At 44.7% G+C, this 26026-nt stretch carries 20 protein-coding genes; all 20 read right to left on the reverse strand.

The features are described 5' to 3' along the window. Positions 1-399: hypothetical protein (locus tag GC098_RS25715; protein WP_216625421.1), on the reverse strand; the 399-nt coding region annotated here is incomplete at its 3' end. A 528-nt stretch (positions 400-927) separates the two neighbouring features. Then, positions 928-1140: a hypothetical protein gene (locus GC098_RS25720; RefSeq protein ID WP_171646064.1), complete on the reverse strand. Its 213-nt coding sequence runs from the start codon at positions 1138-1140 to the stop codon at positions 928-930. Positions 1141-1468: 328 nt separating this feature from the next. After that, entirely contained in the window at positions 1469-1609 is a 141-nt protein-coding gene (locus tag GC098_RS25725; RefSeq protein WP_216625422.1) for a hypothetical protein, read from the reverse strand. 119 nt (positions 1610-1728) lie between these two features. Then, positions 1729-1941 (reverse strand): hypothetical protein, encoded by a 213-nt coding sequence (locus GC098_RS25730; protein ID WP_171646065.1) that lies wholly within the window; start codon positions 1939-1941, stop codon positions 1729-1731. 155 nt (positions 1942-2096) lie between these two features. Then, positions 2097-3260 carry an S-layer homology domain-containing protein gene (locus GC098_RS25735; RefSeq protein WP_171646066.1) on the reverse strand — a complete coding sequence of 388 codons (1164 nt, stop codon included), beginning with the start codon at positions 3258-3260 and terminating at the stop codon, positions 2097-2099. A 147-nt stretch (positions 3261-3407) separates the two neighbouring features. Then, the gene (locus tag GC098_RS25740; protein ID WP_376773951.1) at positions 3408-7658 is read right to left on the reverse strand and encodes a carbohydrate-binding protein; all 4251 of its coding nucleotides are present in this window, start codon (positions 7656-7658) and stop codon (positions 3408-3410) included. A 666-nt stretch (positions 7659-8324) separates the two neighbouring features. Beyond that, entirely contained in the window at positions 8325-10466 is a 2142-nt protein-coding gene (locus tag GC098_RS25745) for a glycoside hydrolase family 3 C-terminal domain-containing protein (protein ID WP_171646068.1), read from the reverse strand. 30 nt (positions 10467-10496) lie between these two features. Next, the gene (locus tag GC098_RS25750) at positions 10497-11366 is read right to left on the reverse strand and encodes a carbohydrate ABC transporter permease (RefSeq protein WP_171646069.1); all 870 of its coding nucleotides are present in this window, start codon (positions 11364-11366) and stop codon (positions 10497-10499) included. Positions 11367-11425: 59 nt separating this feature from the next. Further along, positions 11426-12304, reverse strand: coding sequence for a carbohydrate ABC transporter permease (locus GC098_RS25755; protein ID WP_171646070.1), 879 nt, complete (start codon positions 12302-12304; stop codon positions 11426-11428). Positions 12305-12404: 100 nt separating this feature from the next. Further along, on the reverse strand, positions 12405-13766 hold the full coding sequence (locus GC098_RS25760; protein ID WP_312880339.1) for an extracellular solute-binding protein: 1362 nt from the start codon (positions 13764-13766) through the stop codon (positions 12405-12407). A gap of 124 nt (positions 13767-13890) precedes the next feature. Then, a complete protein-coding gene (locus GC098_RS25765) occupies positions 13891-14700 on the reverse strand; it encodes a response regulator transcription factor (protein WP_312880340.1) in 810 nt (269 codons plus the stop codon). After that, complete coding sequence (locus tag GC098_RS25770; RefSeq protein WP_312880341.1) at positions 14666-16450, reverse strand: sensor histidine kinase; 1785 nt, start codon at positions 16448-16450, stop codon at positions 14666-14668. The genes GC098_RS25765 and GC098_RS25770 overlap by 35 nt, the downstream gene beginning before the upstream one ends. 538 nt (positions 16451-16988) lie before the next feature. Next, a complete protein-coding gene (locus GC098_RS41730; RefSeq protein WP_171646071.1) occupies positions 16989-17414 on the reverse strand; it encodes a transposase in 426 nt (141 codons plus the stop codon). Positions 17415-17723: 309 nt separating this feature from the next. Continuing rightward, positions 17724-18527 (reverse strand): carbohydrate ABC transporter permease, encoded by an 804-nt coding sequence (locus GC098_RS25780; RefSeq protein ID WP_171646080.1) that lies wholly within the window; start codon positions 18525-18527, stop codon positions 17724-17726. A 27-nt stretch (positions 18528-18554) separates the two neighbouring features. Then, positions 18555-19538, reverse strand: a complete 984-nt coding sequence (locus tag GC098_RS25785; RefSeq protein ID WP_171646072.1) for a carbohydrate ABC transporter permease — start codon at positions 19536-19538, stop codon at positions 18555-18557. Between the two features lie 72 nt (positions 19539-19610). Then, positions 19611-20939 (reverse strand): ABC transporter substrate-binding protein, encoded by a 1329-nt coding sequence (locus tag GC098_RS25790; RefSeq protein ID WP_171646073.1) that lies wholly within the window; start codon positions 20937-20939, stop codon positions 19611-19613. A 267-nt stretch (positions 20940-21206) separates the two neighbouring features. Then, positions 21207-22538, reverse strand: a complete 1332-nt coding sequence (locus GC098_RS25795; RefSeq protein ID WP_171646074.1) for an ABC transporter substrate-binding protein — start codon at positions 22536-22538, stop codon at positions 21207-21209. A gap of 2 nt (positions 22539-22540) precedes the next feature. Then, positions 22541-24343: a cache domain-containing sensor histidine kinase gene (locus GC098_RS41310; protein WP_171646075.1), complete on the reverse strand. Its 1803-nt coding sequence runs from the start codon at positions 24341-24343 to the stop codon at positions 22541-22543. A gap of 37 nt (positions 24344-24380) precedes the next feature. Continuing rightward, positions 24381-25154 (reverse strand): response regulator transcription factor, encoded by a 774-nt coding sequence (locus tag GC098_RS25805; protein ID WP_171646076.1) that lies wholly within the window; start codon positions 25152-25154, stop codon positions 24381-24383. A 187-nt stretch (positions 25155-25341) separates the two neighbouring features. Then, on the reverse strand, positions 25342-26026 hold a 685-nt coding region (locus GC098_RS25810; RefSeq protein WP_246358960.1), incomplete at its 5' end, for a dockerin type I domain-containing protein.

Raw genomic sequence — 26026 nt, forward strand, 5'->3', positions numbered from 1 at the left:
GCTCACATAAACAATTTCCGCTAAATCAACCAAGGATAGATCTTTCTGATAATTTTCTTCAATGTAAGCCTTCGCAATTTGTGAAATGGAATTCGTCGATGATCGAAGGTGATGTTCAGTGAGTCTGAAAAGCAAGATAAATAACGTTTGAAGCAAGGAAGCGATAAGATCTAAAAATCCAACTTCAGTTGCGGTCGCTTCTTTATGAATATCAGAAAAAAAACGGTTGATTTTGTTAAAATCTTCTCCAATTCTGAGAATGGGCTGCAAATGAGGTTCAAACAAAAGTCCTTGCGACAAACCTGAAAAATGTAACCCATCAATTGAAATTAAAACGCCTCGAATGCATATTTCCGATGTTGCTCGAATGCGATACTCAGACGATGGATGAATGACCAATAAGTCCCTCTCGCTGATCGATAGCAACTGCTCCCCGTCGTAAACTTCCCCGCGCCCCTCTTGAAGTAAAAAGATAGAAGTGTACGAATTGGCAAAAAAATGATGCTCGTCTAAGTGATTGCAACGTACCAGAGCAGTTGATATGAAGCGGGGTGCATTTAAAAATATAACTGTCATGTTATCCTATTTCCCCCATACCTCATTTTATGAGATAAACCTTGATCGAGGTCTTACGAGAGGAGCGACCTCGTATATAGGTGGTAAAAAAAACAAACACTTTGGAATACAATACCGTTTTGTGATGACCGCAAGAATGTAGTACAAATGCAACTGATATGCGAAATTTCGATCTCTTTCAAGCATCTGTGATCACATGGTGGGATTGGAGTGAGAGGGAGATATCGCAAATGGGCTTCGACTCAAGAAGAACCTCTTTCAGCAGCAAAGTATATAGAGGCGACTTAACATGTGATACCACAAATAAAGGATTCGTTTTTGCATATGCCCCCTAATATATGTAAGCAGATCTTATTTGCCAAGTAGCCCTTTGAAATAAAGATGCATAAAGTATTTTTTACCATCCATTATAATGAATTTACAATTTTGAACGAGCGGTGTTTCTCTAAGTTCCAGTGAAAAATAATTGAGAAGTTTAAACAATTGAGATTGAGCTGGCTGATCGATTTGAAATTTCACGCCATATTCATATAAATCTATAATCTTAGTTTCTATTTTTTTCATTCTAACAATATATCCATATATGGTAAGACACTTCCCCATGATTAGTGTGCTAAAGCTAATGCGTATTCAGGTTTTACGCGATGAAAATCTCTCGCTTTTATTTGTGCTGTTATTAAACTTCCCATTTCTAAATGATCACTCCAATCCCACCTTCTTGAACGCTTGACATAATTAACGGATGGTCTCTTACTTTCGGACTGAAAATAATGCGTTTAAATGAAGTCGGTACACAATCGTTAAGTAAGACGTATCAAACAACCAAAAACGTATCCGTGCTTAAAAAATTATTTATCATTCTGCAACGTTGGTCACCTTGAAGTATAAGGAGTTAGCTCATAATCACGGCTTCCTTGGCAGCCTGATTCAAAATTCGATATACTCGAATCCGTTTGATTGGAACGCCTGTTCCACTTGAGCTGAACACATACTCTTCATCATCCATGTGTTGAAGATACTGTTTGTAACCCAAACGTAACTCCTCAATCAGCTCATACCTTCTATTGAAATTGTGCTAAAACATACCTTAACCCCAGCATAAAGGTTGCTTTTATGTCGGGGTTAAGCTTTATGTTCGTAGAAGTCTACGACTTACATGTTTTTATCTACTTTACCTACATTTCGATCCAGGGACTGGAGGCGATGTCGATCCCGAACAATAACTTGATCATACCTTGCCTCCAAAACGCCCGGAACCTCATATAGTAAATAAGAGAGACCGTTAACTTCTCCTCGAAACGAAGCGGGAAAAGACAAATACTCATCTTTTGTCAGGATGGGAAGTACAGAAACATCGCTAGACATTTTGCATTCCATCTTATATCTAATAGCTGATCGTATATTGTTTTTTATAAGAATAACCTCTTCATATTTGTTGTCATATAAGCAAAATTGCAAGGTATTAGCCCTCCTTTTTCCACTTGAAGTCCCCTCAGATCTGCCTAATGATGAAAGGAGATTTAGTCCAAGCTGTCCAATAGTGATTTCAACTGAGGGTCAAGGTTCAATGCATTCAGAATGACCGTAAGAGCCTCCGCACGTGTGGAGTTACCATGCGGATCAAATATTCCATCGTTCTTGCCGCTGATGAGGCCAGCTTCAGCCGCATCTTTGATTTGGTTCACTGCATAGGAACTTGCGCTTGCCAAATCTGTCAAGTTACCCTTGGAAGCATCTTTATCCAGATTACTCAAGTTGATAACACGGGATAAGATGACGACCATTTCCTCTCGGCTGATCGTTTGGTCCGGCTTAAAGGTTCCGTCTTCGTAACCGGCAATCACCCCTGAGCTTGCGAGCTTCTCAATAACAACCCTAGCCCAGTGATTGTCGAGATCGTTCAGTATAACGGAATGATTAGGACGGCTGCTGATATCGAATACGCGCGCGATAATCGCTGCAAACTCGGCTCGTGTAATTTTGCCATCCGGATGGAACGATCCATCCTCATATCCATCGATTATGCGCAGTTTCACGAATGTACCGACGGTCTTTTCGGCCCAGTGTCCTTTAATGTCAGCCAGTTCAACTTTCGTATTAGATGTCTTGGCTTCCTCTACCTTAGACTGGATAGCTTGAATCAAGTCTTTTACACTAACAATGTCATTATTAAACACATCTTTCTTATTAGTGTGGTCCATTCCCTTTTTGGTTATATTAGCCGATACTTTGCTGTTGCCAGAAACATCATTAGACACTAACTGCGAATTCACCAGTTTCACGCTGTCCAGTGCAATTTCGGCCGATCCTTGACTTTTCGCTTTAAATGTCAGCGTTGCCAGTGTCACATTCCCGTTCTTGCCTGGAGCATTGCCTGTTAGCGAATTCGCAATTAGAACTTTGTTCCCTTCCACAATAGGCCCCACAGCATAGCCGTTCTTACCACTAGAACCACTGATACACTCCAAATGGTTTGTATCAAAAGATAACTTGACTTCATATGCGTACAAGTCGCTTACTTGATTTCCACTCACCGTCACTTGGAATTTACCTTCTTCCGATATACTGTCGTCCGAGATGGAAAGCAAAAAGGTCGGGCCGGAGCTTGCTTGTATACCGAGTGGTGAAAGTAAAAGCATAGACAAAAGAAACATCAGACTGAATGCGTGTATTTTTTTTATCATCGAAGAATTCTCCCTTTCGCATAACATGGTGTGGGTTGATTTAACCGTTTGAGCCACGTGCAGCACTTGGAAATGAAAGGGAGGAGACACAAGATCTCCCCGCATTTCTTTATCGATCCATCTAATCCATCATCATTCGAAGCTGGTTTATTGCAAGATCGCTCTGGCTACAATGGCAAGGTCTAGAATATCAACTTTGCCGTCATGGTTAACATCCGCTTTCTCATTCCAGCCCGCTTGACCTTGTTGTTTACCGAAAGCAACTGCAACGGAAGCCAAGTCTCCAATTGAGATACCGCCTCCATTGATATCTGCGGTTATTTTCTTGCTTTCAAACAACTGAACTGCTGCTTCCAATGCGGCTTTCGCATTATCCACCTGCTGCTGAGTCACGTTCGAATTATTCGCAGTTGCACTAGCCGTATCGATAGCCGACTGCAATTGCACTTTGGAGCCAATCGCATATAGTCCATCTCCATTGCCTTCCACTGCTGCAGCGTACTTCGTCTGAGCGCTTGTGATCGTTGCGTTCAAGAGCGACTTATCTACAGGTATAGTAGGTATAGTTATTTGTATCTCACGGGAAGCTCCGCCGACCTGCAGTTCATTCCCCTGTGCATTAGCAATCATTACATGGTCTACAGAAATTGTCGTATTGGTTGCCTGGGTGACAGATTTGGCCTTAAATTGGATTGCGAGCAAATCGCCTTGGGCAGGTACGTTCGCGCCTACGCTGGCAGCCACAATTCGGAGTTGACCCGGCGCCGTCTCCTTTTGATCGATGACTTGGAACCCATCTTTCAGGGATGTCACCGAATCGAATTGCAAACTTGCAGGGTCATACTGTAGTGTGAAATCTTGCGCATACACTTGCTGGTATACGCTTTGCGTAACATCTGCCAGTCCCATCGTCAAAGTGAAGGTTTGGCCAGAAAGTACCTGCTGTACACCTGTCAATGTAGACTTTGGTGTTGCTGGCGCCGGCAGCACAGTCACGCTGACGCTTGTTGTCAATGCTACGTTGTTCGGATTTACCACTCCTGCAGGCAGAGTTACAGTTCCACTTACCGTGAAGGTCTGCTCCGTCTTCACAGCCGGATCATAGCTTGATGCATTCACATCCCATGCCACATTGGCATTGACGTTTCCTGCATCGGTAACCAATTGTACGGTTGCTGGTAACCCAAGGGCTTCCGCTGTTTGTGCGGTTCCATTTGTCAATCCTGTAACAGCTGCAGGTGCTGTAATATTAGTCACGACTTTGCTGTCCGCATTGAACTTAAACCAGTCCATGTTGCATACATAGCCGGTGGTATTGCCTTGTCCGGTCCTAAATACCAGATATAGATTATGGACACCTGAGATATTTTGAATATTGGTTTTTTTAGTCTCATAGGTCGTCCAGCCTTTATAGGTATCTACGGCAAGTGTTCCTGCAAGTGTTCCTGTCGCACTGTCAAGCCTTACTTCAATAGTACCGCCTGCAAATTGGTCTCTAGATACACTTGCGATGAAACTGGTAGCACCGCTGCCAAAATCAACATTATTATATACTGCATAATCGCCGTTTCTAACATTATCTACGATTTTCCCACCGCTTGCGCCTGCGAGAGTAGTACCTCCTCCAATGCTTCCCGACTTGGAATTGAAGCTTTCTGCTTCCAACGTATTGAATGCGTCTTTTTTGACAATCGCTACGTTGTAGGTCGCCGTCCTTTCTCCTACTTTCACGGTCAGTGTCTGGCTTGCTGCCGGAGCTGAACTGTCAAAGCCGCTTACATTGGCTGCTGTAATATTCTCTACATTTGTCGAACCATCCCCATAGGTACCTGTCACTACCATCCCTGTTAAGTCAAGGCTTTCCCCTACGTAGTAAGTCAGCTTTTTTTGGGGGGTTGTAATGGCAATACTATTCAACTTCCGTATATCAAACCTAAACCAGTTGATGTTACATACATAGGTATGCGACGTCTTAAACACCAGATATACGTCATGAGTTCCGCTGACATTGTTAATAGTGGTAGACAGCGTCTGATAGGTAGTCCATCCTCCTGTGGGATTGACATCAAGTTTTCCTGCCAATGTCCCTGTCGGGCTGTCAAGCCTTACTTCAATCGTGCCGCCTGAATTTGACGCATCGGCAGATACCCTTGCACTGAATGCCATAGAGCCGCCGGACCTATCAAAGTCGTCAAAGTTAATGTCTTTGTATACCGCATAGTCACCATTTCTTACATTTTCCACCTGTTGCCCACCGTCCACGGTGGAGTTAACCGATAAACTTCCCGACTTGGAATCGTAGTTTTCCGCTTCCATCTGTGCCAGCACACTCCGATGAAGGAACTTAAACCAGTTTAAGCTGCCTACATTGGTATTTGTGGTCTTAAATACCAGGTATACATCATGGATACCCGTAATACTGGTAGTACCGGATGTTAGTGTCTGATAGTTCCCACCAGTAGGATCCACTGTAAGTGTTCCCGCCAGTGTACCTGCAGGACTGTCAAGCCTTACTTCAATATTACCGCCGGAATTCGCATCAGCAGATACCCTTGCGCTGAATGCTGAAGCACCTACTCCAAAGTCTATATTTTTATATACCGCATAGCTGCCATTTGCAGTACCTCCAATGCTTTGTCCACCCTCTGAACTGTCCACGGCTGCAATACCTCCGGATGAGGAATCGAAGCTTTCTGCTTCTATCTTGGAGAACGTGTTTGTGTTTAGTTGCAGTGATGGGCTCGGTTGCGGTGCAAGCATGGTCCCATCAAAATTGTACAGGTTCAGTTCATGGATTGACCAGTAATGAGCACTGTTTGTACCGGTCTGGACAATCTTGACATAGCGGCTCGTGGTTTTCGGGAAAGTTATCAGCGTGTATTCGTTATATCCTACACCACTGGCAACTTCTGAACCCCAATTTATCCCATCGTTTGATACATATACACTATACGCACTGGGATAGTCGCCTATCGAATTTGTTACTTCCATGGTAAATTTATTAAATGTCTGAGCTGACCCAAGGTCTATCTGTACATATTGACCCGGAGTCTGGGTAGTATATGTTGACCACTTGGAATCAAGGTTAGCATCCGTCATTAAATGAGCATCCGATTGGTTATTTGAAGTAGTAATCGTCCAACCGCTTCTTGGAAGAGGCATAGGCGGAAGCCAGTTTGTATCGGTAGCATCAGGAGTATATGGTGTTCCTGGTGAGGATATATAACCTTTTGACAATTTCCAGGTTGCTGCCCAATCCTTTGGTGTCAGGAAGTAGTAATTTTTCCCTTGTGGATTACTCAGTAAATTCTGAGTTATTTGATAAACCTTGTTCGCTGTATCACCAAAGGTATATTCCTCACGGCCATTGTTAGTACCATTTCTGCCTGAGTTCATATCTACACCTAGAAATACAGGTCCACTTCCAGAAGAATTACTTCTTATATCGTTGGCCATTGAAAGGAAATTACCTTGATATCCAATTTTCAAGCCTTTTATCAAAGAATTTGTAGGTGCATAATACTCCTCAAAATTCGGCGTATAGTTTGTATAGCCTGCCAGTAGAAAGTAGGGCGCTGTATGTTTTGCATAGTTTTCGATCTCGTTAGTGCTTAAATCGTTGTAGGAATAGAAATGCATATTATCGCCATAGCTTTTCAATTTATTAAAGAAATTATTATATCCGGTTGGAGTTTTACTTTCCTGAAAGCTACCCTGAGTGCCATCATGTGAATCTAAGATATTCTCGTAAACATCAGGATACTGTCTTGATGTAAACTCCGCTAGTTTTGGATCAATATCCATTAAAAGCGGATTAAATGTCCATCCGATAGGTACCTGTCCACTATGTTCGCTATAAAGTCTGTCTATGGTATGATAATTTAAAGGAGCCCCCATATTATCTCCATCAGAAACCATAAATGACAAATATACACCATTTGGGTCTATAGTTTTAGCAACAGGCGCATGCTGTTGCTTATAATTACTGTAATCCGAAGTAAATGCTGAGGTAACTGACCAATTCCAGCCATAGGCCATAACCATTGGATAACCCAAATTATGAATATTATCTATAAAGGGTCCTTCGTCATAAGTCATACCCATGACTGGCGTCCCCTGTGGATAATTTGTTGAGTTTAAGAGTGTCGAATTTTTAGAATTGCTGCAATTAAATACGAACACTTTATTCGCAATAAAATAATCATAGACTCCCGAAATCATATCGTTAGGACCTGTTCCATAAGTTGATCCCGTAGTTACTGTAGCTACTACATTCCTGCTAGTCTCAGCTCTAAAATAATTGCTATACGACCAGTCAAAGGCCTGGTCACTTGTCATACTTGTCAAGTCATATTTCTGAGTATAGTTATAACCTTCATCTGCAATATACGTATCCATCGCGCTTGTTACAGGGATAGTATCTTCGAATGCCGAAGCAGTTATGGCCGCGCAAAGGACTCCTTGCGGGTAAGAGCTGTCTCCCGATAAACTTGGTATTTTGATCTTACCTTTTATAACATTCCCATAATTTTTAAGTAAATAAAATAATGCTGGATACTTTTTAGTTCTGTCTAATACGGCATATGTTTTGGGGACATTAAAATATGCAGGTATATCCAGAGCGGTTCTGTTAAAGTTGGGGGCATCCCACAAATGTTCAAACTGGTAGTTTACAACATATATTTTTGTAGTACTGTCCCTATTGACTATTCCTTGGATTACAGATATAGCCAGCAGCGCCTCTTGAGACTCCCAGGTATGATATGATTTGTCTATGTTGACATCCAATACTATAATACTATTAGCTGGTGTCGAAGTTTTTGGCAAAGTTTGAGTATAAGTTGCCGCATTTGATGTTGTTGGCGCTGCCACAATGAAACTTGTACACATCATTAAAGTTAAAAACAATAAAATTATCCTCTTTTTAATCATTATTTAATACCTCCCAATTTTATTTTGTCGGTGTTCAGGTAAGCGCTTTCTTAATTTTTATAAAGTGCTGGCCAGTTTACATGCTGGCCATACACAAGGAGCTTACCACTATTCTCAAATTACTTTGATTGACTATTGAATTTCAAATCGGTAACAGACAGGTGATCTGCCTGTAAGAGCTATACTCCGACTATCGGGCTGGCTGCCGCCGATATAAGCTTCGAAAACACCCGGCTCGACAACGGCTGCTCCTTCCTCATCAAACAGAGCCAGTTCTTCATCTGTCAGGCAGAAGCTCACCAGGCATTCCTCACCAGGTTTCAGGAACACCTTTCTGAACCCTTTTAGTTGCCAATTGGGGGTACGGAATGATGCATCCAGAGCCTTCACATATAGCTGAACCGTTTCTTCTCCGGCATATTTGCCTTCATTCTTAACCAAGATGTTCAGGTGAACGGATTGTCCTTGCTCATAAATCATTTTCGCCAAGTCCACGCGTTCGTATTGGAAAGTTGTATAACTAAGACCGTATCCGAACGGATACAAGGCTTCCTGCATCATATACCGATAGGTTCGATTCTCCATGCTGTAATCGCAAAAATCGGGGAGCTCTTCAACGCTTCGGTAGAAAGTAACTGGCAAACGTCCGGAAGGATTACTATCACCGAACAACAAAGACGCTACCGCTCTTCCCCCCTCTGCCCCTGGATACCAAGCTTGTACGATGGCCTCGACATGCTCGTCAGCCCAATTAACAGCTATTGCGCTTCCAGATAACAAGACAAGTATAACGGGCTTGCCCGTTGCATGAATCGTCTCTAGCAGATCTTGCTGGAGACCTGGCAGTTGAAGATGCTTGCGGTCACCGCTTGCATATTCATTCGATACGTCGCCTTCCTCCCCTTCCAATGAGGCATCAAGTCCCAAGCAAATCACGACAACATCTGCTCGCTCTGCAACCGAAAGCGCTTCGGCAAAGCGATCCTTGGGCTCGGCCAGCACCTCGACGCGATCCTTGTAAAGATGACAGCCCTCCGCGTAATAGATTCGCGTTCCAGGCTGGACGGCTTCGCGTATTCCGTCCAGTACCGTATAATACCGAGAAGCTGTGCCGCAGTAGTTGCCGATCAACGCCTGACGGCTGTCCGCATTCGGACCGATGACAGCTATGGAGCGAACCGCATCGCGCTTGAGAGGGAGAATGCCCTGATTTTTGAGAAGCACCATCGATTTCTCGGCAGCCAGACGAGCGCATGCCAAGTGCTCCTCACACTCCACGACCTCGTAGGGAATCGACGTGTACGGCACTTGCTTCTCGTCATCCAGCAGCCCTAAGCGAATTCTCGTCTCCATTAAGCGCGTGATGGAAATGTCGATGGTTTGTTCGGTAATGAGCCCTTGCTCATAGGCGGATTTCAGATGCAAATACACATTGCCGCAGTTCAAGTCGCAACCGTTGTTCAGTGCCAGCGCCGCCGATTCCTCTATCGTACTAGTTACATGATGATGCTCATGGAAATCCTTGATTGCCCAGCAATCAGAGACCACATGACCGTGAAAACCCCATTCTCCGCGCAAGATTTGCTTGAGCAGCGTTTCGCTTCCACAGCTTGGCTCCCCATTGACTCGATTGTAAGCGCCCATGACGGCTTCGACTTGTCCCTCGATTACACAATCCCGAAAAGCAGGCAAATACGTCTCGTACAAATCCTTCTTGGACGCAATTGCATTAAAGGAATGTCTCACTTCCTCCGGGCCGCTGTGTACAGCAAAATGCTTGGCGCAGGCCGCCGCTTTCAAATATTGCGGATGATCTCCTTGCAGCCCTTTAATGTAGGCTACACCCAGTCTGCCGGTTAGATAAGGATCTTCACCATACGTCTCATGCCCTCTTCCCCAACGCGGATCGCGAAAAATATTCACATTAGGCGACCAGAAGGTCAGCCCCTTGTACATGCCGCGATCCCCTTGTCGCTGGGATTCATGATGCTTCGCTCTTCCTTCGGTTGCGATGATATCCGCAATTCGCTCAAGAAGACCTGCATCAAAGGACGCTGCGAGACCGATGGCTTGCGGAAACACAGTGGCGATCCCGGCTCTTGCTACGCCATGAAGCGCTTCATTCCACCAGTTATAACGCGGAAGCCCCAGTCTTGGTATCTCCGCTGCGTTGTAAAGCATCTGAGAAATTTTCTCGTCAAGTGTCATTTGAGAAACAAGCGTTTTGGCCCGCGCTTTAACCTCAGTGTTGTGATCTGCCATAATTCTTGACATGTCTGCTATCTCCCCAGCTTATTCGTTTTTCTAACCTTTAACCGCACCCGCTGTCATACCTTCCATAATTCTGTCGCTCAGGATAAAGAACATGAGCAGAATAGGCAAAATGCTGATCATCAGCGTGGCACCTATAGCTCCCCAATCGGTCGTGTATTGACCGACGAAATTCTGGACACCTACAGTCAGCGTCTTCAATTTGTCCGAACTGATAAATGTATTGACAAAAATAAATTCGTTCCAGTTATAAATCATATTAATAATCATCGTTGTGGAAATAGCGGATGACGTCATTGGCAAAATGATTTGGAAGAACATTCTGGGAACTGTGCATCCATCCATGACTGCCGCTTCCTCCACTTCACGAGGCAAGACTTGATAAGAGCCCAGCAGAATCATCAGGGTGATGGGGAGATTGAAAGCAATATAGGACAGTACAACGGACAGCGGATTATCCTTCAAACCGATGTTGCTAAACAAGTTGAACAACGGAATCAGAGTGGAATGGACGGGTATCATCATTCCGACCATAAACAATCCAAGTACGAATGAGTTAAGCCGCCATTTCATACGAGTGATAGCGTAAGCTGAAAAGCTGGCCAGTAGGACCGTGAATACGACAGACGCTGCAGTAATCCAGATGCTATTCAGAAAATAGCGGCCAATATTTGCATCCGTCCAAGCCTTCGCGTAGTTTGCCCAATGAGGGTGCGTAGGCAAAGAAAAAGGTGAAAGGTTAAATACATCCTGATTGCTTTTGAGTGAAAAAAATAACAGCCAGATCAGAGGGAAAAGCTGCACTAGAGCAACCCCTGATAAAATGATGTATAATGCCGGAATGCCAACTCGTAACTTCATGAATTCCTTCCGCAATGGGGTGACGGCTATGTGTGTGTTCATTGCGACTCCTTTCTTACACCATCGCTTCTTCGATTTTCTTGCAAATTATTCCTGAATTACTAGTATTGTACGGTTTCTTTAGAAGCCGTACACATTCGGATCAGCCATGTAACTGCCAAGCAAATGAGCAGCAGGAAGAAACCGACGGCGCTTCCATAACCAAAGTCAAAGCTTTTGAATGCAAGACGGTACATGTAAGATGCCATCACCTCGCTGGCTCCATTCGGACCTCCATTGGTCATTACATAAATAAGATCAAAATATTTGAGCGACCCTACAACTGCCAGGACAATCGTAACTTTAAATACCTCGGCGACCAGAGGCAACTTGATAGACCAAGCGATCTGCAGCGGTCCCGCGCCGTCAATCGTGGCGGCCTCAAGTAGCGAGGATGGAATATTTTTAAAAGCGGCATAATAGATTAGAATGTAAAATCCGGCATACTGCCAAAGAATCGGTATGAAAATCGCAAATAGTACAAGCTTTGTATCCGCTAGCCAAGAAGGCGGATTATTCACGCCGACAGATTCCAGAAAAGCGTTAAGGATCCCGTTTGTCGGATGGTATATTTTGAGCCAAAGCTGGGCAATAGCCACCGATGACAAAAGCATAGGAATCAAGTAGATTTTACGAAAAAGATTGGTGCCTCGTATTCGACTGGTCAGCACCAAAGCCACAGCCAGATAAACGACCAGACTCAAGGCCGAGAACAAGGCGAGCAATAAGGAATGTTTGGCGCTGTCCCAGAACTGGGCGTCCCCAAGCAACGTTCGGTAATGCTCCAATCCAATAAAGGTTGGTGCTCCGATACCATTCCATTTCGTAAGCCCATAATAACCCGTTAGCACTATTGGCATATAAATAAGACACAGAATCAACATCAGAGACGGGAGAACAAATAACGCGATAATATTTTTATTGGACATTACTTTGTCCATAAGCCGTTTCTCCTTTCGTTTGTTAACAAGTGAAGGGACATCATCCTTAAGATCTGTCCCCTTCCTGTTTTTAAACGGGAATTTCAACTTCGACGACCGATTATTCCTTCGCCGCTTTGTCTAGCGCTTCCTCATGCTTCTTGGCAAATTCCTCAGGAGAAACAGCCTTGCCAAAGAGTGCCTGGATCATATTCAGATGAGTCTCCGCAGCAGAAGGTTTCATCTGGACATCGGCAAACAGTGTGATGTTGCTAGCATTGTTCAGCTCATTCAGAAGGTCAATGTATAATTGAGGAAGCTTCACAGTACCAGTGTCCACTTTGGTTGCGGGAATGACGCCAGCTTCGGTGACAGCAACCTTGCCCCACTGATCCACGAAATATTCCACAAATTTCTTCGCCTCAGCCTTAACTGTTGAGTTTTTGGCAACAAAGAGTCCAGCGCCAGGACCGCCAACCCAACTGTTTATATCGCCCTTACCGCCGTTTACTGCAGGAAACTTGAAGAAACCAACGTTATCTTTGAATTCCTTCGGAACATCCGGATTGGTTGTGAAGCTTGGCAATTCCCAAGTGCCCATCAAGTACATAGCGGCTTTTCCGTTCATAAACTCGGATTTGCCTTCATCGTAGGAGAGACCGTTGAACCCTTTATTGAAAGCGTTCAGATCAACCAGACCCTGAACATCTTTCGCCGCTTGAATTAGGCTTGGCTCTTCAAAAGAACCGGTTCTAGCGATAGCCTTCTTCAGCGGATCGTTGCCGCCGACCCGATTCGCCATGTACATGTACCATAAGGAACCTGTCCAACGGTCTTTGTTGCCCAAAGCAATCGGGACAACATTGTTATTTGACAACGTTTTCACAACATTCAGGAATTCATCGTAACTTTTCGGAACCTGCAAATTGTTTTTTGCGAAAATCGCTTTATTGTAATAAACGGGAACGATGTTAAGTTCGACAGGTAAACCATAGGTTTTGCCATTAACGGCATAAGCCTCGGTGGTGCCAGAAACGAATTTATCCTTTAGTTTGTTATTCAATACATCGTCGAGAGGCTCGAATAGATCGCCCTTTACATAAGGCTCCAGGAAGCCAGCCGCAAAAGTAAAGCCCACATCCGGCAGTTGGTTCGACGCCGAAAGAACCTTCAGCTTGCTCTTGTACTGTTCATTCTCAAGAACTTCAGTTTTTACCGTCACGTTCGGATTAGCTTTTTGATAATCGTCGATTATGCGGGTTAAGACGGCATTCTGCTGTTTAAAGCTGCCAGCCGGCCAGGAATGCATAAAATTGATCGTTACCTTATCCGCCTTGCTTGCAGCCGGAGATACTACCGTTGATGCCGCCGGAGATTTGGAGGCTTCGGACGTGCTGCCGGAATCCTTGCTTACCCCGCAGCCGGTCAGGGCAACCACTCCAAGTGTCATTGCCATAAGTCCTGTAAACGCTTTTTTTACCACTTTTACTTCCCCCTTGTTTTAAAAATTGAAGTGTAACTGCTGGACGTTCTTTACTACTTCTACATCGTACCATAGCCTGTCCGTACTTATAAGGTAACGGTCATTGGGGAAAGTTCTCCAATCTTTAGATTTCATCCCGTCCGATGTCCGTATCTCCCTCCGTCATTTGCTTCCGATATTGGCCTGGACTGAATCCAGTGTATTTTTTGAATGCCTTGATGAAAGACTTGCTGTTCTGATATCCTACTTGCTCCGCAATTTCTTGGACGGGAAGCGGTGTCATAAGCAGTAGTTCCTTTCCCTTCTGGAGCATCCGTCTAGAGATATATTCACTAAAGGTGAATCCCATTTGCTCCTTGAACAGGAAGCTGAAATAGCTGGCGTTCAGATGCACATGCTCGGCAACCTCTTTAAGCCCCGGTCCCTTGTCGAGGTGTTCCTCCACATACCGTTTGGCCTTCTCAATCGGCTCGCAGACTGAAGCCTCCACACCATTCATTTCAAGTAGCCGGGTGTCCACCACTTTTTCCAAAGTCAATTGCTTTTCCCTCGATTTCCCCAACTCCAAGGCCTGTTTCACGGCTTCCACCAACTTGCGTTTACCTAGCGGCTTCAGAAGGTATTGCGCTACGCCTAATCTGATGGCTTGCTGCGCATAATCGAAGACGGCATGGCCGGAAATGACGATCACAACCGGCTTAAAACCGTGGTTCCTCAGGTCCTCCACCATGGCGAGCCCGCTGATTTCCGGCATCCGGATATCTGTGATGAGCAAATGAATGGGATTCTCCTCCATGATTGCCGCCGCTTCCGCTGCACTCCCCGCTATCAGAACTCGCATCTCGCCATCCCATTCGGCTTCCAGCGTCTTCCGGATTCCTTCGCGAGTTCTCGGTTCATCATCCACGACCAGTACGGTTCGCATTTTTCTCATTATATGTCTCTCCCTCTATCGGAATTTGAAAACATACGGTTGTACCATACCCAGGCAAACTCTCCACGGTCAGCTCACCTGGGGTCAATCCATAATAAAGCTCCAGCCTTCTTTTCACATTACGGAGGCCTATCCCGGTCCCTTTGGAAGCGGACGATGTTCCGGAAGGAACCGCGAGCAAAAGCTCTTTCCTCACTGCATCCTCCATTCCGGATCCGTCATCCTCTATAGTTACTCTTAGGAAGGAACGATCAGAGGAAGGCTCGATCCGGACACAGACAGTGCCACCGTCCACACGTTCCTCGATACCATGGACGATGGCATTCTCCACTAAAGGCTGGATCAGCAACTTGGGCAAGTGGACAAGTCCGTATTGCTCCGGACATACGATGGTCCAGCCCAGTCGGCTTCCAAGCCGCATCTTCATAATTTGCAAATACCGTTCGATATGCTCGAGTTCCTCACGCATCGTAACCCATTCCTGACGGCCCGTATCCGAAATGACATACCGGAAAATATCGGACAGAGCGATAACCAGATTCGCCAACTCCTCCTCACCTTTATCCGACAAGGACCAGTAGAACGCTTCCAAAGTGTTGTATAAAAAATGGGGATTGATCTGCGCCTGAAGCGCCTTTAGCTCAGTCCGGCTTTGAATTAGCTCCTTTTCGTAAACCAGCCGGATTAGTTCGTTGATGTTGTCCGCCATCTGATTATAAGTGTTGTTCAGCTCCTGAAGCTCCATAGTCCTTGAGTTTTGTGAAATTCTCTTCAATACGCCGTCTCTTGCTCCCCTCATGGTTCTGATCAATCGGAGAATCGGCTTGGTAATAAGACCCGATACCAGATAGGAAAGAAGGAGAAATAGGAGGAAGCCGATAAGACCCGACATCAGAATGGCCGTCCGCAGCACCGAGATACCTTGTGTCACCTCTCGTATAGGCGTCAGAATAAAGAGGGTCCAGCCGGTTTCGGCGGATTTTTGTCGGATCATCATATATTCCTGGTCGTTCAATGTCACATTGGGACCCGCTTCATGAAGCAGATCGAAGTGTTCTGGAAAACTAGTCAGGTTCGATAGGATCGGAAGCCCCTCCGGATCCATTAATACCATAACCTCCGCCATACTGTCGGCCTCCAAGGATTCGCGGGGCTCGAAGATGCTCCTATCCAAACTGACGAGAAGGTAACCGCCGGATGAAAACCAGCGGTCCACAAGGTTAACCCTTCGAAGGGCCAGCACATTTTCCGGCTCCCTGGGATCAAGACCAAGCCATAATAACTTTCCCTTAAGGGCATCCGCTTTCTGGATCCACTCCTGCTTCACCCGTGAATCCAAGCTTTGTTCATCTAGCGGAAATAGCCTCCGGTAATCCCCGGTATACAGTTCGATCCGATTGATTCCTTTCGAATAGGTTTGGTAGTGCCCCACGGTTCGGGCGAGGTTCTGTCTTTCAGTAAAATCCGGGGGATGTCCGTTCAAGTCGCCCTGCAGAAGCTCCTGAACATAAACATCGGTCATGATCTGGGCCGTTAAGGTATCCATTTGCCCGATCAGCGCATCAAACCTTCCGTTGGCCTGCACCGCTGTCTCTTGGATATGTTTGGCTGCACTCTTTTTTAAGAGTCCGGACACGCTGCGATAAGTATTGAAGCCAAAAATGACTAATACTGCGGTCATGACTAGCATGAATCCAATCAAGATCTGGTTCCGCAACGTATTGTAATGCCACAATCTAGACAACATCATTCCGTTCCTCCTTTAGTTGAGCATCTACGCATTTGACCAAAGATTACTTGATTCTTTCACAAATGGCAACAATTAAAAGTTGGTCGCGAAAGAGACTATTGAATCCCGATTTCGTTTACCATGGTGTGAGGAGTGTAATTATTTTACAATATTACCTTCGGCACGGCATTCAGGACTTAACACCAAGAGATAACGCTCATGCAGGGCGTAAATTAACATGAAACAGTCACCCTATTGATGAAGTAAAATTGTTTGTGAACAAAATTTGAAGTCTTAACGGACAACAAAAAAAGTAGGTTATTCTCGGGATTGTGCCCCCCCCAAGAAAGAACCCTACTCCATTTTTAGATCTACTCAGTAGCGTTGCATAAACCCTGACATTCATAGTTATTTAAATTTTCTGAAAATATTATTTTGGGTCGAAGAGCTAAAAAATGAAGGAGGTCTCTCGATTCAGGCAGTTGCTGTCCATTTGGTATTTATATCCATTTAAATGAGCGGTTTTGCTGATTTAATTCATTACCTAGGTCGCGTATTTTCAGGCTTTTTTCTGTCTGCCTTTTGAGGTTCGACTTGGCGGCCGTGCTACAGCGTCAATAAAGTTATCCCAAGGTTTCCATAACAAAGTTTTCAAGATATCCACAAGCTCCGAGAGCGGCCTTTTTGTCTCCAAGTTCAACTTGACTAGCAAATCCAAACAGTACGCAATTAGACAAATCCAGATCTGATTGATGACCGCCTGCTCGCTAGTGCCGTAAAACCGAGTCAATTTCAGGTGCTGCTTGACCCAGCGAAAAAACGTCTCGATCTGCCAGCGACTCCGGTACAGATCACCGATTTCTTCAGCGCTTAGGTCAAATCGATTCGTAATAATCCGAACCAGATTGCCTTTATCATCGGTCGTTTCGATCATACGTAACACAGGCGTCATTCGTTTCTTGTCTTTGCCCAAAATCACTTTCACGTCCCGGAGAATCTTAGATTCTGAGACAACGGGAAGTTCTTCGACCTATTATCCTAATTATGGAGATTTTTTATTGTTATGAACGACAATAATTTTACATTTATAGCATAATTTGGATATATCGAGTCTAGTCCAGACATGTTAACTTTAATGCAACACTACTGATTTTTACCCTATCCCTTATGGGGTTGACAAGGTTGTACTTATGTCGGGGTTAACGTTTTATGTTCCGAAGGCGTTTGCTAATGGCAGAATTTAAAGGATTAGCCCTCCTTTTTCAACTTTGTTTCTTTATGGTCGCTCGGCTATTCAACCTTTAATCGATCCGGCCATAATCCCTTTAACAAAATAACGACTCAAGAAAATATATACCAGCAATGTAGGCAGTGCAGCCAGCAAAGCACCGGCCATTTGGACGTTCCATTGTACAATTTGACTTCCCGAGAGGTTTTGCAGCGCTACCATGATGGGCTGCTGTTTTTGAGTCGTCAACGTCACCGCAAACAAAAATTCGTTCCAGACACTGGTAAACTGCCAGATACCAACGACAACAAAACCCGTGATTGATATTGGAAAAATCACATAGCGGTAAATCCCAAAAAAACCAGTACCGTCAATTTTTGCAGCTTCTAACAATTCCATTGGAACTCCCGCGTAGAAGTTGCGAAAAATGAGCGTACAAATCGGCAGACCATAAACGACGTGAACCAAAATGAGCCCCGGAATCGAATTGTACAAGTCTAAATTTTGGAGAAACCGGATTAAAGGAATTAGAACGCTTTGATAGGGAATAAACATGCCGAAGAGCATACAAGTAAATAGAAAATTGGAGCCACGGAACTGCCATTTGGATAATATATATCCATTCATCGATCCCAGCAAGGAAGAAATCAGCGTCGCCGGAACGGCTAGCATCAGACTGTTCATCAGATTAGGAAACAGCTTTTCCATTGCTATTCGATACCCTGTGAAGTCTAACTTCTCAGGAAGCATCCACATCCGATCCAGTGTAACTTCACTCAATCCCTTGAAGCTGGTAACGAGCAGCACATAGATCGGAGCTAAATATAATATTCCCGTTACAATTAAAGCGCAATATAGGAGCGTACGCATGATTCTGGAAGATGATGTGCCTGCCACCTACGACTCCCCCTTTCTGGTTTGTGAAACTAAGTAGGGAACAATTAGCAGAGATACCATGATCAGCATGATCATCGCGATCGCTGCCCCTTGGGCGTAATGATTCCCCCTGAAGGTAGTCTCAAACATATATACACCGGGCATATCCGTTACAAACATGGCGCCGGGACCTGTCATTGCGTAGATCAAATCAAATATTTTCAGAGATACGTGACCCAAAATAATCGTCATACTGATGGTCACGGGTTTCAACATCGGTAATATGATTTGAAAAAAGACTTGACGTTCCGTTGCACCGTCAACCCGCGCCGCTTCTCGCAGTTCCTCCGGGATTGCACGCAATCCGGCCAGATACATAGCCATGGAAAAGCCGGACTGCTGCCATACCGCAGCAATAACGACGGCAATAATTGCGAGCGGAAGTCCGAATTCGATTTGCCCCCATGTGACTTGAGGAATCACGTCTGTACTGATATACCACTCAGGCCCATCCTTGATGCCAAGACCTTTAAGCAGTAAATTGACGCCTGTTGTAGGGTTAAGAATCCATTGCCAGACAACACCAGTGACAACAAAGGAAAGTGCTAACGGGAACATGAATATATTGCGGAACAATGCTTCTGCACGAATCTTTTGATCTATAAGCATGGCCAAAATGATACCGATAATCATAGAGAACGCAATAAACAGTACGGTAAACATCAATGTATTTCGAAGGTCCGACTGGAAACGGAAGTCGCCAAATAAAAACTTGAAATTGGCGAGTCCGGCGAACGAAAGATCTTGTTTAAGCGTATTCCAGTTACTGAGTGAAACGTAACCCGTCCAAGTAATAAAACCGTATACGAAAATGGCTATTGCGATCAGGGAAGGCGCTAGCATTAAAATCGGAATAAGGGTCTCCATTTTCCATGTTCTTCTTTTTTCTCTATTATGAACTTTTGATGCAATATCAGTAGGATTTATTGGTCTGACTGAGTTCATGTCCTCTCCATCCTTCTCCGAATGTAGGAGGAAGGCTGAAAAATCAGCCCTCAACCTCAATTCTGTTTTATCTTATTTGGAAATGCCGTTTGACGAAGCTGCTTGTTTGAAAGCGGCAGCCGCTTGATTCACATCCCCCTTCGTTACAAAGACTGTGATGGCTTGATTCACTTGCGTCGAGAAGCCTTCGGATGCCGCAGAGCCGTGTGCAAGGCTAGGCGCCAGCTTCGCTTTCTTAAAGTCCTCAATGGTTTGTTTGCCGTAAACGTCGTACTTAGATACATCCGCATCCACGCGTGCAGGTATGGAGCCTTTTAAAGGATTGAAAGCATCTTGACCTTCAACCGAGCCCAGTACTTTCAAGAATTCCTTGACCGTATTCGGATCTTTAACGCCTTTAGGCAATGCAAATGTATCCGTAACGACCATGAAGCTGCCTTCAGAATTTGGAGTCGGTGTCCAACCGAATTCTTCGTTCGGCTTTAATTTCAGGTCTGTCGTGAAGTAACCTTTCTCCCAATCTCCCATGACATTCATAGCAGCCTCGCCTTTGGCGACCAGTTGCGCAGCGTCCTGCCAGTTTCTTGCTGCATGATCTTTGTTCGCGTAGGTTAGCATTTTTTTGAAAATCTCCAGAGATTCTTTAACTTTCAGATCGTCAAAGCTCACTTTGCCTGAGAACAAGTCCTTGTAGCCATCAGCTCCCATATGGCCAAGCAGCACGTTCTCGAACAGCATCGTAGCCGCCCAAGGCTCTTTGTCACCCAACGCTAACGGTGTAATCCCCTTTGCTTGAAGCGCATCCGCAACCTTGAAAAATTCGTCAAACGTTTTTGGCGGCTGCAACCCATTCGATTCGAATACTTTTTTGTTATAGAACGTTACGTTGCCGCGATGGATATTGACTGGTACGGAATAAATTTTGTCACCTTTGCTGACTAACTCAATCAAATCCTTCGGAAACTTGTCTTTCCAGCCCTCTTGCTCATACAGATCATTCAGAGGTTGAACTTTATCAGCTGCCACCCAACCGGAATTCAATTCAGCGCCGCCATGGACCTGGAATGTACCCGGCGGATCTCCACCCTGCATACGGCTGGCGAGAACAGCCTTGGCATTCGTGCCGGCGCCGCCAGCAACCGCAGCGTTGATTACTTCAATATCCTGATTCTTCATCTTGAACAGTCTAATCAGTTCTTTTAGACCCGCTTCTTCGCCTGCACCTGTCCACCAGCTAAAGATTTCGACTTCCTTTTTTGCAGCCTGCTGTGTTGCTACAGGCTTATTATCTGTGTTTGGCTGTTTGGAAGCTTCTGGAGTTTTCGTCGTGCTGCTGCAAGCCGAAAGCAGAAGACCCGTAGCTGTCAAGACAGAAAAAGTTACTTTGAGTGTGTGTTTCATTGGTATTCCCCTTCCCATTTCCATAAAGTTTGTAAACGCTTTTACATCTTTTATTTTAAATAAATTTGCCCGGTAAGATAACGTATGAAATCTATCATTTATTCCGTTATGAAGCACAGAAAAGCCTAACAATCTATTAGAAGTTTCTAATACAAAAAAATAAGCCTGTAATCAGCAGTTCCAAATGGAATAAGCAGACTACAGGCCCAAGTATATAAACATTCATGATAGCGGTCACAAGCATGCCCTTGTTCCTCCCGATTACACTCAGTTTCTGACCTTCTCAACCAGATTCCGAAGCTTACTGGCAGCATAAAGCAGGGTGCTTTTCGGGTCTTCGTGCAAGGTCAGTATTTTGGCTAACGCATCATTCTCGATTTCGACCATAGCCGGATAATAGGTCAGGGAAGGCTCAGCTTTTGCGGTCTTCATGCTTTCCAGAATCAGAGCAAAGTCAGGCCTCTTACTGGAAAATGAAGGGTCGGATAAAATGGATCGCCTTGCAGGAACTCCGCCAAATTGGGCGTATATGCTCCCGCCACGCTTTCCTGTGGCAAACTTAATAAATTCCCACGCATCAACTGGATGCTTCGCGTTTGCATTCATCGCCAGCATCCAACCGTGCTGAAACGGCGTTCGATAAATGCCTCCGGCTTGATCACGGATTCCCGGAATCAAGGCGATCTTAATTGCATTTTTGTAAGGAGAATCACTCTGCTTAATCATATCGATTGCTGAATTCCAATAGGGTGCTGCCATTGCGATTTCACCCGAAAGAAGCGCATCTCTCGTTCTGGAAAAATCCCATGTAATCATATCTGAGGGAACTATGCGCTCTTGAACAAGACGATTCAAAAACGAACCAGCTGAAATTGAACCTGCCTGGTCAAAAAGCACTTCTCCCGTATTCTCCTCGATCACATCTCCTCCATAGGTCCAGAGTAATGAGGAGAATATTTTAGATCGTTCCTCAGGTACGACGGCAGGCATGGCAAGCCCCCAGCGAGTTGGCGAGTCTTCATTACGCTGCTTCGTAAATTTCTCAGCCACAGCGTAAAGCTCATCCCAGGTTTCCGGCGGTTTCGAAATTATATCCGAGCGATAATAAAGAAAATGCGTGCTGATGTCCGTCGGAAGCGCGAATGTAGCTCCTTTATACGGATAAGTCGAAAGAAAATCATCCACATCAAACGTTTGCCGATCCGTATACCGAGAATCATTCATAAAGGGATCTAGCGGTTGCAGCGCTTTCGTGTCAGCAAACTGCGCGATCGAGGTGTTCGGCAAAAAAACAACGTCAAACGCATTCGTTCCGGCAAAGAGCTGCGTTCCTACCGATGTAAAGTAAACATCGCGACCCAGCTCTATGAATTCCACCTGGATTCCGGATTCCTTCTCAAACACTTTAGCGATTTGGCGCAAGCCTGCCGATTCGGAACCGGTTCGGATGAGTACTTTAACCGTTCGCTTCGCGCTGACCGCCTCAGATGGCTCAATATCTACCCGATTCATTAACACGACTCCGCTTACAGCCCAGACGATCAGAAGCAAGAAAGAAACGAAAGAAACATAAACGATTCGGTTCAGCCTAAATTTCATGGTCAGACCCCCATCGGTTTCGCTGCGAACAGATCTTGGTGAGGCAAAGTAACGATAACCACGGTTCCATCTATCGTATTGATAGAAAACTGCAATCCGTATTCTTTGCCAAACGCAAGTTTAATGCGCTGCTGAACATTACGCAAGCCAACATGTTCACTGGCGTGATCGGCATTTAATAATTGCTTGACATGTTCCAGATCCAATCGCCCCCCTGTGTTCGCAATAGAGATGCACACCTTGTCGCCGATTTTACACGCCACGATCGAAATCGTCCCCTTCTCACTCGACTTCGAAATTCCGTGTTCAATGGCGTTTTCAACCAACGGCTGCAAAATTAGCGGCATGATCCTATTATTGCGAATCGTTTCCTCTATCGAAAGTTGATAGCTGAATTTATCCTGGTATCGATACGATTGAATGGTCAAATAATTTTGAATATGTTCCATTTCCTGTTGAATCGATATCCATTCTCTGTCTGAGCTCAAGGTGAATCTGAAAAACCTTCCAAGCGCCGTAACCAGCTTACTGACAGTCTCTGCTTTATATTTAATAGACATCCAATACATGGTATCCAATGTGTTATACAAAAAATGAGGATGAATTTGCATTTGCAACGCTTTTAACAAAGCCTCCCGCTTCTCTCGCTCTTGAACTTCATTTTGCTTGATAAGCTCGCGTGTACGTAAGATTAATTGATTAAAATTCCTATTTAGAATACGTAATTCCCGTATGGGACTGTGTTCTTCTACCAAATGGTGCAATGAAGCCGAGGACATATGACGGGCCAGCTGTATAACCGGTTTAGAGATCGAAGTCGCTAGCAAAAAAGAAATAATAATGGAGACAACTGCTCCCATTAAGGTCATCAAAAGCAAATAGCTTAGTATCTGTTGATTCGCTCCAATCAATTCATTCATGGGAACGATAGCTGTCATTTTCCAGCCACTAACTTCGGAGCTATTGAAGGCTAACAGCCATTCGTTATCGACAATCTGATATCCACGCTCTTTATTGGTTATGGAGTTTATTGCTTCAATAAGCTTAGTGTTGTTGTCCATCAATTGCCTTTCTTGCTGGTAAACTCGATCGCCTGAACGATCGGACACATAGATGGCCCCGGTTGCCCCGATCTGAACATTTTGCAAATTCTCTTGGATAAACCTGTCGTTAAATTGTATAAATAAATACCCTTTCAATTTGCCTGAATTACTGTCAATCAAACGGCGAGTCGCTGTTACCGACTCCTTGATTGGCGTATCAAAGCTTTCCTTCGGATGAAAGACTTCCCTCGATTTACTAAACCAATGAAGCTGAAGCGGTTCTTTGTCAATTTGACTTACGATATATTGATAATTTGCAAGATCCAACTGACTCTTTGACCTGAAAGTGTTATCTGTAGAAAGGATATTCATCTCTGGAGTAATAAAATGAACAGCCTGAATATACTCCAGCCTGCCCCTAAACATATCGGTGTAAAATTTTTCTTTAAAACGTTGACTTGCCTCAAATATTTGATAGGCAGAGCCGAAAGAACCGTTAAGAAAATCCAGATCTGACGATTGATCATATAGTAAAGCCCATGTCAAGCGGTCAATTTCCGCTAAATTGGCATCCATTGCGCGCTGCGTCTGTTCAACGGTTTGAAGGAGTAACTGACTTGTTTGCTTCTGAATAATTTGATTTTCCTTATGATAAGTAATCAAAGCAATAACTACAAAAGGAATCAGCATCAGCGTTAGAAAAGCGCCAAGTAATAGTGTGCGAATAGAAACGGAATGAATTGGTTTTATGATGGCGTTCACCTTGCTTTCTGCGTTGGTTTAAAATCGTAACGAACGCCTATGAATAGCGTCGGCGATAGTCACCCGGGGAGATTCCTTTCAGCTTTTGAAATTTATCATTAAAATGCCGTGCTGTTGAAAATCCGCTCAGCTCTCCAACTTCATATATCTTAAGAACGCTGGTTGTAAGCAATTTGCAAGCATGATCGATTCGCAGGCAACCGATGTAATCCTGAAAGGGCATTCCCATTTCCTTGCGAAAAAGCCGGCTTAAGTAATTAGGCGAGATGAAGAGAGCATCTGCTACATCCGTTAGTTGCAATTCTTCCGTAAATCGTGTTTGGATGATATCCAAGGCATTAGTAATCTGAAACGACTTGGGCATTTCGTTATTGTCAATCGTCAACTTAGGCTGATTGTGACGGTTGGCTTTAACCCAGTGATCCCATTCGCTTTTCCCCCTTTGTAGCACCCTTGTCAGCTCCTCGATCCCTATCGGTTTCATTAAGTAATCGATAGCTCCAAGACGTATAGCCTCCTGCACGTATTTAAAATCGTCATAGCCGCTTAAAAAAAAGATTTTCGTGGGGTAGGGCCGTGAAAGAGACATCAGCCTGGTTGCCATCTCTAATCCGGACATTTCGGGCATACGGATATCTGAAATGATGATTTGAACATCATGGCTCTCCAAATACTCCCATGCATCCAATCCGTTCTCAAATACACCAACCAATTGAATATTCAAAGATGACCAATCTAAGTTATTTTGAATGCCTTCGCGAATCCAAACTTCATCATCAACAACTATCGCTCGGCAAATATCCTGGTTCATAGATCCCCCTCATTTCTACACCTAAGTCTTTTTCCCAATCAAACACTCTCGACCACCATTGTCGCAGAACTATAATCATGATAGAAAGCAGACCTGTGCGAATGGCACAGATCTGCTTAATGATGTAGTGAGGATTAGTCCAATAGTGTTTTTATTGAGGGTTAAGGTTCATTGAAGTGTGGTTGGTTCATTGCAAGATCGCTTTGGCTACAATAGCAAGGTCTACAATATCAACTTTGCCGTCATGGTTTACATCCGCTTTCTCATTCCAGCCCGTTTGACCTTGTTGTTTGCCGTAGGCAACTGCAACCGAAGCCAAGTCTCCAATCGTTATACCGCCTTGTCCATTGACATTTGCAGTTATTCGCTTGGTTTCGAACACTTGAACTGCCGCTTCCAATGCGACTTTCGCGCTATCCACCTGCAGTTGTGTAGCATTCGAATTGTTTGCTGCAGATTTGGCTGCATCGATAGCCGACTGCAATTGCGCTTTGGAGCCAATCGCATACAGTCCGTCCTCATTACCTTCCACTGCTGCATCGTACTTCGCCTGGGCGCTTGTGATCGCCATGTTCAAGAGCGACTTATCTACAGGTATCGTAGGTATAGTGATTTGGATCTCGCGGGAAGCTCCGCCGACCTGCAGCTCGTTCCCCTGTGCATTGGCAATCTTAACATGATCTACAGAAATTGTCGTATTGGTTGCCTGGGTGACAGATTTGGCAATAAATTTGATTGCGAGCAAATCGCCTTGGGCAGGCACGACTGCGCCCAGGCTGGCAGCCACAATCCGGATATGACCCGGCGTCGTCTCCTTTTGATCGATGACTCGGAACCCGTCTTTCAGGGATGTCACCGAATCGAATTGCACA

Origin of the sequence: Paenibacillus phytorum, assembly GCF_013141715.1 — a bacterium.
Lineage (GTDB): Bacteria > Bacillota > Bacilli > Paenibacillales > NBRC-103111 > Paenibacillus_E > Paenibacillus_E phytorum.

Excerpts from the sequence above, each read along its gene's own strand:
- GC098_RS25770 (WP_312880341.1), bottom strand. The coding sequence starts at position 16,450 with ATGATGTTGTCTAGATTGTGGCATTACAATACGTTGCGGAACCAGATC.
- GC098_RS25735 (WP_171646066.1), bottom strand. The coding sequence starts at position 3,260 with ATGATAAAAAAAATACACGCATTCAGTCTGATGTTTCTTTTGTCTATG.
- GC098_RS25740 (WP_376773951.1), bottom strand. The coding sequence starts at position 7,658 with ATGGATACGTATATTGCAGATGAAGGTTATAACTATACTCAGAAATAT.
- GC098_RS25750 (WP_171646069.1), bottom strand. The coding sequence starts at position 11,366 with ATGAACACACACATAGCCGTCACCCCATTGCGGAAGGAATTCATGAAG.
- GC098_RS25795 (WP_171646074.1), bottom strand. The coding sequence starts at position 22,538 with ATGAAATTTAGGCTGAACCGAATCGTTTATGTTTCTTTCGTTTCTTTC.
- GC098_RS25755 (WP_171646070.1), bottom strand. The coding sequence starts at position 12,304 with ATGGACAAAGTAATGTCCAATAAAAATATTATCGCGTTATTTGTTCTC.
- GC098_RS25720 (WP_171646064.1), bottom strand. The coding sequence starts at position 1,140 with ATGAAAAAAATAGAAACTAAGATTATAGATTTATATGAATATGGCGTG.
- GC098_RS25790 (WP_171646073.1), bottom strand. The coding sequence starts at position 20,939 with ATGAAACACACACTCAAAGTAACTTTTTCTGTCTTGACAGCTACGGGT.
- GC098_RS25765 (WP_312880340.1), bottom strand. The coding sequence starts at position 14,700 with ATGAGAAAAATGCGAACCGTACTGGTCGTGGATGATGAACCGAGAACT.
- GC098_RS25805 (WP_171646076.1), bottom strand. The coding sequence starts at position 25,154 with ATGAACCAGGATATTTGCCGAGCGATAGTTGTTGATGATGAAGTTTGG.
- GC098_RS25785 (WP_171646072.1), bottom strand. The coding sequence starts at position 19,538 with ATGAACTCAGTCAGACCAATAAATCCTACTGATATTGCATCAAAAGTT.
- GC098_RS25730 (WP_171646065.1), bottom strand. The coding sequence starts at position 1,941 with ATGTCTAGCGATGTTTCTGTACTTCCCATCCTGACAAAAGATGAGTAT.
- GC098_RS25745 (WP_171646068.1), bottom strand. The coding sequence starts at position 10,466 with ATGTCAAGAATTATGGCAGATCACAACACTGAGGTTAAAGCGCGGGCC.
- GC098_RS25780 (WP_171646080.1), bottom strand. The coding sequence starts at position 18,527 with ATGCGTACGCTCCTATATTGCGCTTTAATTGTAACGGGAATATTATAT.